Source organism: Clostridioides sp. ZZV14-6154 (genome assembly GCF_020657785.1).
Classification (GTDB): domain Bacteria; phylum Bacillota; class Clostridia; order Peptostreptococcales; family Peptostreptococcaceae; genus Clostridioides.
Map to the genome: position 1 here is coordinate 1,076,861 of NZ_JAGWCY010000001.1, position 13,627 is coordinate 1,090,487.

At 29.7% G+C, this 13,627-nt stretch carries 12 protein-coding genes; all 12 read right to left on the reverse strand.

The window, feature by feature from the left end:
• Positions 1 to 104: 104 nt before the first annotated feature.
• Positions 105 to 950, reverse strand: coding sequence for a DegV family protein (locus tag KGF45_RS05285; protein WP_227827198.1), 846 nt, complete (start codon positions 948 to 950; stop codon positions 105 to 107).
• 238 nt (positions 951 to 1,188) lie between these two features.
• Complete coding sequence (gene rpsO, locus KGF45_RS05290) at positions 1,189 to 1,446, reverse strand: 30S ribosomal protein S15 (protein WP_227434225.1); 258 nt, start codon at positions 1,444 to 1,446, stop codon at positions 1,189 to 1,191.
• Between the two features lie 103 nt (positions 1,447 to 1,549).
• Entirely contained in the window at positions 1,550 to 2,479 is a 930-nt protein-coding gene (locus tag KGF45_RS05295; RefSeq protein WP_227827197.1) for a bifunctional riboflavin kinase/FAD synthetase, read from the reverse strand.
• Between the two features lie 130 nt (positions 2,480 to 2,609).
• Positions 2,610 to 3,515 (reverse strand): tRNA pseudouridine(55) synthase TruB, encoded by a 906-nt coding sequence (gene truB / locus KGF45_RS05300; RefSeq protein ID WP_227827196.1) that lies wholly within the window; start codon positions 3,513 to 3,515, stop codon positions 2,610 to 2,612.
• Between the two features lie 12 nt (positions 3,516 to 3,527).
• Positions 3,528 to 4,511 (reverse strand): DHH family phosphoesterase, encoded by a 984-nt coding sequence (locus KGF45_RS05305; protein ID WP_227839921.1) that lies wholly within the window; start codon positions 4,509 to 4,511, stop codon positions 3,528 to 3,530.
• Positions 4,492 to 4,872, reverse strand: a complete 381-nt coding sequence (gene rbfA / locus KGF45_RS05310; RefSeq protein ID WP_227434221.1) for a 30S ribosome-binding factor RbfA — start codon at positions 4,870 to 4,872, stop codon at positions 4,492 to 4,494. The genes KGF45_RS05305 and rbfA overlap by 20 nt, the downstream gene beginning before the upstream one ends.
• A 42-nt stretch (positions 4,873 to 4,914) precedes the next feature.
• Positions 4,915 to 6,855, reverse strand: coding sequence for a translation initiation factor IF-2 (infB, locus tag KGF45_RS05315; protein WP_227827194.1), 1,941 nt, complete (start codon positions 6,853 to 6,855; stop codon positions 4,915 to 4,917).
• 21 nt (positions 6,856 to 6,876) lie between these two features.
• A complete protein-coding gene (locus KGF45_RS05320) occupies positions 6,877 to 7,188 on the reverse strand; it encodes a L7Ae/L30e/S12e/Gadd45 family ribosomal protein (protein ID WP_227434219.1) in 312 nt (103 codons plus the stop codon).
• Positions 7,178 to 7,459 (reverse strand): RNase P modulator RnpM, encoded by a 282-nt coding sequence (gene rnpM / locus KGF45_RS05325; RefSeq protein ID WP_227434218.1) that lies wholly within the window; start codon positions 7,457 to 7,459, stop codon positions 7,178 to 7,180. The genes KGF45_RS05320 and rnpM overlap by 11 nt, the downstream gene beginning before the upstream one ends.
• 6 nt (positions 7,460 to 7,465) lie before the next feature.
• Complete coding sequence (nusA, locus tag KGF45_RS05330; protein ID WP_227827193.1) at positions 7,466 to 8,620, reverse strand: transcription termination factor NusA; 1,155 nt, start codon at positions 8,618 to 8,620, stop codon at positions 7,466 to 7,468.
• Between the two features lie 29 nt (positions 8,621 to 8,649).
• Entirely contained in the window at positions 8,650 to 9,111 is a 462-nt protein-coding gene (gene rimP / locus KGF45_RS05335; protein WP_227827192.1) for a ribosome maturation factor RimP, read from the reverse strand.
• Between the two features lie 212 nt (positions 9,112 to 9,323).
• Entirely contained in the window at positions 9,324 to 13,622 is a 4,299-nt protein-coding gene (locus KGF45_RS05340) for a PolC-type DNA polymerase III (RefSeq protein ID WP_227827191.1), read from the reverse strand.
• Between the last annotated feature and the right edge of the window lie 5 nt (positions 13,623 to 13,627).

Sequence of the window (13,627 nt, forward strand, 5' to 3'; positions counted from 1 at the left end):
TTAAAAACACGTATATCACTCTATTTACTATATTATCAAAAATACTATAAATTAACAATATAAAAATTATCTTTGCCTATATATGCAAGAAGCTTATATTTCTGCTAATTAGAACAACTTATAGCTAATATATCCGGCCCTGTATGAGAGCAAATAGAAACTCCACCTCTAGTAAACAAGACTCTTCTTGCTTTTATTCTTTTATTTACTTCTTCTTTTAATATTTCATAATCATGTAGATTATCTCCACAACCTATTGTTACTATTTTCCCTTCTAAAGACCCTTCATTCATTTCTAAAATTATATCTACTAGTTTACTTGCTATATTTTTTACTCCTCTAACCTTGTTTACCAACTTAGCTTCCCCATTATCAAAGAAAAATATAGGTTTTATATTCAACATATTTCCTATTAAAGCAGTTGCTACTGGAACCCTTCCACTTTGTTTTAAGAAATCAAGGGTATATGGAGCAAAAAGTAATCTTATACTGCTACGAATGTTTTCTAACTCATTTATTATTTCTTCAAACCCCAAACCTTCTTCAACAAGTTCACAGGCCTTTATAACATATTGCCCACTACCAAGTGATAAGTTTCGAGTATCAAATATATGTATTTTTTCTTTTTCATTCATATCATTTTTAGCTATTACGGCACTTTGAAAAGTTCCTGAAGCATTTGATGCGCCTGTTAAACAGATTATATGGTATCCCTCTTCTATAAACTTATCAAATACTTCTTTAAACTCCATATATGTAGCTTGTGAAGTCTTAGGTATTTGTTTTATTTCTTTTACTTTCTTGTAAAACTCTTCTTTATCTATATCCACTCCTTCTATATATTCTCTATCATTAAAAATAACTGTAAGTGGAACTATTTCTATACAATCTTTCTCTGATATTTCATCTGGAATATCGCACAAACTATCACATACTAACTTTATTTTCAAAATAATTTCCTCCTTATTCTAACTAAATATTATAGTATAAAATTTCTATATTTATCTTGTCTTTCCTTTTTAATTGATTATGTATTTATATATTACCTTATATTCTTACCCAATATTATTCATTTTATAATTTTTTATAATGTATAAATTACTTTTATTATTAACTATTTTACTCTATAATAAATTAACTATAAAAAAGCAGGTATACACTATACCTGCTTTTTTATAAAGAATGAAATTACTTTCTTAATCCTAATTTAGCTATTAATGCTCTATATCCTTCAAGATCTTTTTCTTTTAAGTAAGCTAATAAGTTTCTTCTTCTACCAACCATTTTTAATAGTCCTCTTCTTGAATGGTGGTCTTTCTTATGAGTTTTTAAATGTCCATTTAGATCATTTATTCTAGCTGTTAATAAAGCTATTTGTACTTCTGGAGAACCAGTATCTCCTTCAACTCTTCCATATTCTTTGATTATTTCTGTTTTGTTTATCATTTAGATTACCTCCGTATTTTTTTAGAAACGCCTATTACTAAGCATTGATTGGAGTATTCAAAAGCTGAGTAATGGTTATTTTCCTTAATCATTTTATCATACATTACTTGTTTTTGCAAACATAGTTTTCATATACATAGTTTGTGTCATTAGACAATTGATTTTTTAAGTCATTTATTGAATTAAATTTTCTCTCATCCCTTATTCTTTCCAAAAATTCAACAATTATATTTTTACCATAAATATCTCTGTCAAATTCTAAAATGTTTGTTTCAATAGACAAAGATTTTCCATTAACTGTCGGGTTATAACCTACATTTGTAGCACCAAAATAAACCTCATCTCCAATATGTACAATAGAAGCATAGATACCTCTCTTTGGAACGAGCATATTATTCTTAAGGTCAATATTTGCTGTTGGGAATCCCATAGTTCTTCCAAGGTGTTTAGAATGTATAACACACCCTTCTAACTTGTAATTACGGCCTAAATACTCTTTAACATTAGTCATATCACCTTGGGATACTAAACTTCTAATATAAGTACTACTCACTCTTACATCATTTATTTTGATTGGTTTTATTACTTCCACCTCAAAACCAAATTCATCTTCTAAGCTTTTTAATAGATTGACATTCCCTTCTTTAGCTCTGGCAAACGTAAAGTCATGTCCAATCACTATTTTTTTAGCCTTTAATCTTTTTACTAGTATCTCCTCTACAAAATCATTTGCAGGTATTTTAGTCATATACTCATCAAATGGTATAATTACAACTATATCTATTCCCAATTCTTCTAATAAATTTATTTTGTCCTCATTACTTATAATATTTTTTGTTGAGTTTGGTCTAAAGTAGTTTACAGGATGATTTGCAAATGTAAATACAATACTCTGTATATTTTCTTTTTTTGCATATTCAACTGCTTTTTTTATAAGAACTTGATGTCCTTTGTGTATGCCATCAAAGTTCCCTATGGTAATGACACTTTCTTTTATGTTTGCTATTTCTGCTATAGATTTTATAATCACCATAATAAATTTTCCCCGCTAAAATTATAATTTACTCTTAACTTATTCACAAACTATTATAGCATAAGTAAAAGAGATAGACTATAGAAGTTATTATAGCACTATCTCTTTTGGTGTTTTTCAAATACATTGATTATATAAACATCTTATCGCTTTTAACACTTACTGTATTATTATGTTTTGATAATTTTCCTAATCCTAAGAAGTTATCTTTACTATATACTCTTACAAATTCATCATCTTTACTGAGATTGTTCTTTAAAAATCTCTTATCATCTATTGAACCACCATTACTATAATATTTTATAGCATTAGGGTTTAATACAATATAATTAAACGAATCCAATACATAATCTATATCATATAAGTGTTTATCCAGAGTTTCATTTGCATAAAATAATTCTAATTCTTCTAGCGTTATCGAATTTTCCAAGTTAAATTTACCAGAAGATGTTCTATTTAAAAATGACATATGTCCTCCACACCCTAGATATTCTCCTATATCATGGCAAATGCTTCTCACATAAGTCCCTTTAGAACATTCAACATAAAACATTACTTTATTACCTTTTATACTAAGGATTTTTATATCTTTTATGTTTATTCTTCTAGTTTTTAAAGTAATCTCAGAGCCTCTACCACTTCTTACTAAATCACACATTCTCTTTCCATTTACTTTTAAAGCTGAGTAAATTGGAGGAAGTTGGTCTATTTCACCTTTTTGTGTATCAAAAGCTCTTTCTATATCTTCATTACTTAACTTAAAATCATCAATTTTTTTTATAATTTCTCCAGATGAATCATAGGTATCTGTACTTATACCTAAAGTAAGTTCACATATATACGATTTATCTTTGTTTAAAATAAGTTCACATACTTTTGTAGCTTTTCCTGTGCATATTGGTAAAACACCTGATGCATCTGGGTCAAGAGTACCTGTATGCCCAACTTTTTTCATATTTAAAATCTTTCTTACCCTACTTACAACATCATGAGATGTCATACCTGTGGGTTTCAATATATTTATAATCTTATTCATTTTATTGTCACCTTAAATTGATTTTAACACTGCCTCTAATACCATTTGTTTAGCATTATCAATACTATCTTTGATAGTACATCCAGCAGCTCTTATATGACCACCGCCACCAAATACTTTAGCTATTTCACTTACATCAACATAATTTTTTGACCTAAAACTCACTTTAATTTCATCTTGTTTTTTTTCTTTAAATAAAATTCCAACTTCAATACCTTTTATATCTCTAGTATATGTTGTTATACCATCAACATCATTGAAACTCATGTTATTCCTATTCATCATATCCTGAGTTAAAATTATACTAGATACCTTTGAATCAAATATCTCCAAAGATTTTAAAGCTTCACCTAATAATTTGTAATAATCAGAAGAATTACTTTGATATATATTTTGTATTATAGTGTTTTTTTCTGCACCTAAAACAAGTAAATTCTTTGCCATCTCAAAACTACTTGCATGCACATTTGAATAGGAAAAATTTCCAGTATCAGTCACAAGACCTGTATATAAACATGTTGCTATATCTTTATTCATAATCTTAATGTCTTTTATTTCTTGAAATCTAACTAATAAATTATACACTAGTTCACAAGTAGAAGATGCATCAATATCTACATAGTTTAAATCTCCATATGAATCATTACTAGCATGATGGTCAATACAGATTACTTTTGATGCATTATTTTTGATTTCATCACTTACACATATTCTCATCTTATCTCCGCAGTCAAGTGCAATTAGAGAATACTTATTTATATCAAATTCATGAGACTTATAAATTTCTACACCTTCAACTAAAAACTTCAAATTCAATGGGGCTTCATCATCAAGTACATAATATACATTTTTCCCTAAACTTTTTAGTGTATAATACATTGAAAGTGTTGAACCAATATTATCTCCATCTGGACTAATATGAGAGGTAACTATAAAATAGTCACCCTCATATATATAATTTATAATACTATCAATATTATTCATCATAATTTTCATCCTCATTTTTTTGAGTATTTTTTTCATTTACTCTCTTTATAAGGCTATCCATATACATTCCTTTTTCTATTGAATCATCAAGTTTAAATATTATCTCAGGAATATATCTAAGCTTTATATTTTTTCCTACTTCTCTTCTTATATACCCTCCAGCACTCTTAAGTCCTGCTAATGTAGATTCTTCATCTCCACCTAGAATACTTACATATACATAAGCATATCTTAGGTCATTTGTAACTTCTACATCAGTTACACTTACCAAAGATGTTATTCTAGGGTCTTTTACTCCATTTATAAGCATAGTGCTTACTACTTTTCTTATTTCTTCTGCAATTCTTCTTGTTCTATTATATGATGCCATACCATCGACCTTCTTTACTAACTGATTTTCTTTGATACGAATTTATAATTTTCTTTCTACTTCTTTAGTTATATAAGCTTCTACTATGTCGCCTTCTTTTATGTCATTATAATTTACAAAACTCATACCACATTCGTATCCAGAATTAACTTCTTTTACATCATCTTTAAATCTCTTAAGTGCTGCAAGTTCACCTTCATGTATTATTATACTATCTCTAACTAATCTTATTTTACAGTTTCTAAATATTTTACCATTAGTTACATAACATCCAGCTACTGTTCCAATACCAGATATTTTATATATTTCTCTTATTTCAGCTTTTCCTGTTTCTTCATCAACATATTCAGGGTCTAACATACCAGTCATAGCAGCTTGTATATCTTCTATAGCCTTGTATATTATAGTATATGTTCTTATATCAACATTTTCCTTTTCTCCTAGAGATTCTGCGCCTGGAACTGGTCTTACATTGAATCCTATTATTATTGCATTAGAAGCTGCTGCAAGTAATATATCTGATTCTGTTACAGCTCCAACACCTCCATGTATTACTTTAACTTGTACTTCTTCATTTGATAATTTTTCTAAAGATTGTTTAACTGCTTGTACTGAACCTTGTACATCTGCTTTTATAACTATGTTAAGGTCTTTTATAGCACCTTCACTCATTTGACTAAATAAAGCATCTAGTGATAATCTTTGAGTTGATTTTAACATCTCATCTCTAGCTAATTGTTGTCTTCTTGCTGCTACACTTCTAGCAATTTTATCTGTTGGAACCTCAACGAATTGGTCTCCACCTTGTGGAACTTCTGATAGCCCTAATATTTCTACTGCTGTAGATGGTCCTGCTGTCTTAACTCTTTTACCTTTTGCATTTATCATAGCTCTAACTTTACCACATGCAACACCTGCAACGATTGGATCACCTACTGTTAGAGTACCACCTTGAACAAGTACTGTTGCAACTGGACCTCTTCCCTTATCAAGCTCAGCTTCTATAACAGTTCCTACTGCTCTTTTATTTGGATTTGCTCTTAATTCTTCTATTTCAGCAACCAACAATACCATTTCTAAAAGTGTATCTATTCCTTCTTTTTTCTTAGCTGATACTGGAACTGCTATTACTTCTCCACCCCAGTCTTCAACTAATAATCCTTGGTCTGCTAATTCTTGTTTAACTTTATCTGGGTTTGCACCTGGTTTATCTATTTTATTTATAGCAACTATTAAAGGTACTCCTGCTGCTTTAACATGGTTTATTGCTTCTACTGTTTGAGGCATTATACCATCATCTGCTGCAACAACTAATATTGCTATATCTGTAACTTGTGCTCCTCTTGCTCTCATTGATGTGAAAGCCTCATGTCCTGGTGTATCTAAAAATACTATTTTTTTGTCATTGATTTTAACTTCTGAAGCACCTATATGCTGAGTTATTCCTCCAGCTTCACCTGAAATTACATCAGTTTTTCTTATTGCATCTAGTAAAGATGTTTTACCATGGTCAACATGTCCCATAACCGTAACAACTGGTGGTCTAGATTTTAAATCCTCTTCATTATCTTCTTCAATTTCCATTAAAGCTTCTATTTCTAAAGCTTCTGTATCATCACTTTCTGCTACTGTTAATTCAAATCCATAGTCTTTGGCAGCTAAAGCAGCAATCTCAAAATTTATCTCTTGATTTATTGTTGCCATAGTTCCCATTTTCATAAGCTTCATAATTATTTCTGATGGAGATTTATCTAATTTAGTTGCTAATACTTGTACTGTCAACTGTCCATCTATTTCTATAACATTTCCATTTTCTTGAGATGAATCTTCACTTAACACTTCAAGTGCTAATTCTAACGCTTCACCTTCTAATACTGAATCTTTGTCAGTTACATTAATATCTAATTCAGCTAACTTATTTATAAGCTCTTCATTTGATATATTTAATTTTTCTGCTATTTGGTATACTCTTGTTTTTGACACAAGATCACCCCCTATTTTATTTTAAATTTCTATTAGTTCAATTATCTTTTTAGCGAAATTTTCATCTTTTATTCCTACGACTGCTCTTGGAGATTTTCCTATTGCAAATCCTATTTCATCTTTTGTTGAAAAAAATAGATATGGAATATTTCTAAAAGTTGATTTATCTTTAAAAAGTTTTTTTGTGTTATTTGATGCATCTTCTGCAATTAAAATTAATTTTACTTTTCCTTTTTTTAAGTCAAGCAAAGTTGAATCATCACCAGACACTATTTTCCCTGCACGAGTTGCGAGTCCTAAGAACGAGTGTATCTTTTCTTTATTATTTTTCATATTCTTCTAACTCCATAAGTAGATTATCATAGACTTCATCAGGAACATCAATTTTAAAAGCTTTATTTAATGCTTTGCTTTTTATAGCTTTTTTTAGACATTCAGAGCTTTTGCATACATATGCTCCTCTTCCATTAGCTCTTCCTGTTGGGTCTAAAAATATTTTTCCTTCTTTATTTTTAACTATTCTTATAAGCTCTTTTTTAGAGTCTCTATCTTGACATGCTATGCATTTTCTTTGAGGCACTTTTTTTACTTTTTTCAAAGCCATCCCTCCTTACTCTTCTTCTTTGAAATTATCATCTGAGACATCTAACTCATCTTGATTGATAAATTCAACTTTAATACCCTCATCTTCTATTTCTTTGGATTTTTCAAGATTTATCATTTCTTGTTCTGCTTGAGATTCGCTCTTAATATCTATCTTCCAGTTTGTCAATTTTGCTGCAAGTCTTGCATTTTGACCTTCTTTACCTATAGCAAGTGATAACTGATAATCTGGAACAATAACTAAGGCAGATTTTTCATCTTCATTTATATCTACTTTAACAACTTTTGATGGGCTAAGTGCTGCTGATATAAACTCTGCTGGATTTTCACTATATTTTATTATATCTATTTTTTCATCACCAAGTTCATCCACTATATTTTTTACTCTAAGTCCTTTTGGACCTACACAAGCTCCAATTGGATCTATTTTTTCATCTATAGATCTTACTGCCATTTTAGTTCTTGACCCAGCTTCTCTTGCCACTGATTTTATTTGAACTATACCCTCATATATTTCAGGAACTTCTTCTTCAAATAATCTCTTTACTAGACCTGGATGACTTCTTGATACAACTATTTGAGGTCCTTTGTTAGTCTTTTTAACTTCAAGTATATAGAATTTTATTTTTTGACCTGCTTTGTAATTTTCAAATGGGATTTGCTCACTTTGAGTCATTATCCCTTCTATTCTTCCAAGATTTACATAAACAATATTTTTATTTGCTCTAGCAACCTCTCCTGTAACTATTTCATTTTCTTTTTCTATAAATTCATTATACACTATTTCTCTCTCAGCTTCTCTTATTCTTTGAACAACTACTTGTTTTGCTGTCTGAGCTGCAATTCTTCCAAAGTTTTTAGGTGTAACTTCATGCTCTATAATATCACCCAATTCATAATTAGGGTTTATCTCTCTAGCATCTGCTAACTCTATTTCTAAGAAAGTATCATATAGGTCTGATTCATCGACAACTACTCTTTGAGAAAATACTTTTATATCTCCTTTGTCTCTATCAAACTCAACTCTAACATTTTGTGCTGAACCAAAGTTTTTTTTGTATGCAGTTAAAAGAGCTTGCTCTATAGTATCTATAAGTATTTCTTTATCTATACCTCTATCAACTACTAATTCGTTTAGTGCTTCCATAAATTCATGATTCATTTTTTATTTCCTCCCTATTTAATATACCACTAAAACTTTATTGCTAATCTAACAATAGCAACATCTTTTCTATTAAATTCCATTTCTTCACCATTTATAATGATTTTTATATTATTATCTTCTGTTAATCCTACAAGTTCACCTTCAAATTGTTTACATCCATTTAATGGTTTATATAATTTTAAATCTACATCTCTACCTTGGTATCTAACAAAATCTCTGTCTTTTTTTAATGCTCTATCAAGCCCTGGAGAAGATACTTCTAAAAAATAATTCTCTTTTATAGGGTCTTTTTCGTCTAATATTGGGCTTAGTTCTCTACTAACTAATTCACATTCGTTTAAAGATATTCCTTCTTCTTTATCTATGTATACTCTTAAGTAGTATTCTCCCGCTTCTTTTACATATTCAACATCAACCATTTCAAATCCATGTTCATCCGTTATTTTAGTTACAATTTCTTCAATTGCTGCTTCTAAATCTTTTTTCATTAAATTACCTCCTATTCAATTGTAAATGACTAGTTTAATTTTATTAAATAATTTTTAAATTAAATGTATTCAATAAAATTAAACTAGTTCTTAATAATATATTTAAAATAAAAGAGTGAGAACAGCTGTCTCACTCTTAGTTTCTGCAAAGTATACTATTTTCTATACTATGATATCATAAAATTCTTTTATTTGCAACTTTTTGAACTAACCTAAAACAGAGACAATTGGTTTTCATCGCTCATATTTTCAAGTGAGCCATGATTAGTAAGTGTTTCTATTACTGTTTTTGATACTTTTGCTCTCTTTCTTAAATCTTCTTTTGATATAAATTCACCATTTTTTCTTTCATTTTGAATATTTAAAGCTGCATTTCCTCCAAGGCCTTGTATTGCTGCCATTGGTGGAAGTAATGTTTTTTCTCCAACAACTATAAAGTCACTTGCATCTGATTTATATATATCAACTGGTAACAACTTTATCCCCCTTGCATACATTTCAAGAGCAACTTCTAATACAGTCAACATACCTTTTTCCTTTGTAGTTGCATCATTTCCCAATGATTCAATCTCATTTATTTTTGATTTTATAGTATCCAAACCCTTAACAATTAAATCTGCATCAAAATCTTCCACCTTTGTAGTAAAGTAAGTTGCATAAAAGGCTTCTGGGTAATGTACTTTACAATATGCAATTCTAAATGAGGTCATAACATAAGCAACAGCATGTGCTTTGGGGAACATATATTTAATCTTTTTACATGAACCTATATACCATTCTGGAACATTATTTTTCTTCATTTCTTCAATATGTTCTGGTTTCAAACCTTTCCCTTTTCTTACACTCTCCATTATTGTAAAACTCATCTTAGGAGGTAAGCCTTTAAATATTAAGTAGTTCATTATGTCATCTCGTGTAGATATAACATCTTTTAATCCCACTATATCTTCTCTAACTAAATCTTGTGCATTGTTTACCCAAACATCCGTACCATGAGAAAGACCAGATATACGTACGAGCTCTGCAAATGTAGTGGGTTTTGTGTCAAGAAGCATTTGTCGTACAAACTTAGTTCCAAATTCAGGTACAGCAAGACATCCTATAGGACAATTTATCTCTTCTGGTGTAACTCCTAACGCTTCTGTAGATGTAAATAAAGACATAGTTTCTTCATCGTCTAGAGGAATTTCTGTTATATTTATTCCAGTAATATCTTCAAGCATTCTTATGATAGTAGGACCGTCGTGTCCAAGTATATCAAGTTTAAGTATCCTACCACTTATTGAATGATAATCAAAGTGAGTAGTTATAACACCACAAGAAGTATCATTTGCTGGATATTGTATAGGTGTAAAATCATATACATCTTTATAGTCTGGTATAACCATAACTCCACCAGGATGCTGTCCTGAAGTTCTTTTTACACCAGTACACCCATTTGAAAGTCTAAGTACCTCTGCATTTGGTACACTTATATTATTTTCTTCTACATATTTTCTTGCATATCCAAAAGCTGTTTTTTCTGCTACAGTACCTATAGTTCCTGCTCTATATACATATCCCTCTCCAAATAATTCTTCAGTGTATTTGTGGATTGTAGGCTGATAATTTCCTGAGAAATTTAGGTCTATATCTGGTTCTTTATCACCTTCAAAACCTAAGAAGACCTCAAATGGAATATCATGACCATTTTTAGCAAGTTTTCTTCCACATTTTGGACAATCCTTATCTGGCAAGTCAACACCTGACCCCCATTCACCTATTTCATAAAAAAAGGAATATTTACAATCTTCATTTTCACAAATATAGTGAGCTGGTAGAGGATTAACTTCTGTTATATCACTCATAGTAGCTGCAAATGATGAACCAACAGAACCTCTTGAACCAACTAAATATCCATCTGAGAGAGATTTTGCAACTAGTTTTTGAGCTATGATATACATAACTGCATATCCATTACTTATTATTGAATTTAATTCTCTATCCAATCTCTTTTGAACTATTTCTGGTATTGGCTCTCCATAAATCCGTTTAGCTTTTTCATAGCACATTTCCCTTAATTCTACATCTGAACCTTCTATAATTGGTGGATATGTATCATCTGGTATAGGTTTTATATTTTCAACCATATCAGCAATCAAATTACTATTTTCAACCACAACTTCATATGCTAACTCTTCTCCAAGATAACTAAACTCCTCCAACATTTCATCTGTTGTTCTAAAATGTAAATAAGTCTCTTCTTCATCTACCTTAAATCCTTGAGAATACTTTAGAACTTTTCTTAAAACAGCTTCATGTTTATCTAAAAAATGAACATCTCCAGTAGCTACTGGAATTTTATTAAACCTCTTAGCTGTATCAATTAATTTTCTATTTAATTCTCTTAACTCTTCTTCATCCTTTACTTCTCCTTTATCAATCATAAACCTATTGTTATCTATAGGCATCACTTCTATATAATCATATAAATCTATTATTTTTTTCATTTCTTCATCAGGTACATTTTTCTTTACAGCTTGAAAAACAACCCCGGCTTCACAAGCTGAACCAATTATGAGACCTTCCTTATACTCATTTAAAATACTTCTAAGGATTCTTGGTGCTCTAAAAAAATGATTTACATGTGCATCTGAAATTATCTTATATAAGTTTTTTATACCTACAGAATTTTTTGCTATCAAAGTTATATGGTTTGTACTAAGCTTTGTATAATCAATTTTTCCAAGAATATTATTCACATCACTTAAAGTTTTTGCACCTTTTTCTGTAAGCATCTGTAAAAATTTATTAAATATAAGTGCAGTTGCCTCTGCATCATCAACTGCTCTATGATGGTTTAAAAGAGGTATACCAAGCTCTTTAGCAACAACATTTAACCTATGTCTTTTTAACTTTGGAAGCATTACTCTGGCTAACATAAGTGTATCTACCTTTTTGTGATTATACATTATCCCCTGTTCTCTACACTTCTGTGATATAAACCCAGTATCAAACTCTGCATTATGTGCAACTAGTACACTATCTCCAACAAACTCCATAAATCTTGGAAGAACTTCTTCAATAGTTGGCTTGTCTTTAATCAATTCATTAGTTATTCCCGTTAATTCTTGTATCTTATACGAAATATCTTTTTCAGGATTTATCAGTTCACTAAATCTATCTACAATTTTAAAATTTTCTATTTTTACAGCACCAATTTCAGTTATTTTATCATTTGTATTAGAAAATCCAGTAGTCTCTATATCAAATACAACAAACGTCTGAGAAAGTTCTTTATCATTTGCATCTTCTATAATAAGAGAATCATCTTCAGCTAAATACCCTTCTACTCCATAAAGTATTTTTATGTTGTTTGCCTTACCAGCATTCATAGCATCTGGGAATCCCTGTACAACACCATGGTCTGTTATAGCAATCGCTGGATGTCCCCATTTGGCTGCACGTTCTACAAGTTTTTTAACAGAACAAATAGCATCCATAGAGGACATCTGAGTATGTGCATGAAGTTCTACCCTTTTTTCTTCTGAAATATCTTTTCTCTCTGGTCTATTTTCTTGTCTAATTCCACTAATCATCATACTAATTTCTCTTTGATATGTATCATAAACTATGTCACCTTTAAGTTTTAAATAAGCTCCTTTTTTAACATTTTCAAGTACTCCATCTTTATTGGTATCTGTTAAAAATAGCTTACAACTTATTGAACTAGTATAATCTGTAATCGATGCTATCATAAGTATTTTTCCATTTTTAAGTTCTTTAGTCTCAACATCAAATATATCCCCAACAACTGCAACTGTTCCAGAAGATGCATTTAATCCAGATATATTTTCAATCATAGCATTTGCATTATCTCCATAGACTAAATTTTCATCAACTTCTGATTTAATAACATAACCTTCTTCTTCATTTTCTTCACACTTATTAATTTGTCCAATTTCCAATGCTCTAATTTTTTCTTCCATTTCCCTATCATTTATTCTTATGAGTCTTTCTACATTTACCTTTTCATCAACAGCTTTTTCAATAGTTATATCTAAGTCCAATCCCAATTCTTCACTAAGAACAGTTTTAAGTACATGAACTACATTTTTTCTTATTAATCTCTCATAAAATATACCCTTTGGGAGTTTTATTTTTAATTCTTCATCTAAACAAAGAAATTCAACTTGCTTATACCATCCTGCAATGGACGGACACAAGTACTTTAATATATACAAGATATTATTCCAATATTTTTTTATAACATCTTTGTTAGATTTTCTTTCAAACCCAGTAAATCTTATTTTCATCTTTATATCTTTAAAATAATCAAGCTTATACATCAATTCTTCTCTAAATTTATCTAAAAGTTCATGGGAAACAATCTCTTTAGACGTTAGGTAAAAGTAAACAATTTTATTTTCTTTAAAATAAACTACTCTATTTATGTAAACTTCTTTAAGTTGTTTTCCAAGGCCACTGTTATTAATTTCTAATTTATCTAAATATTCCTTAACACTTTCCATTTATA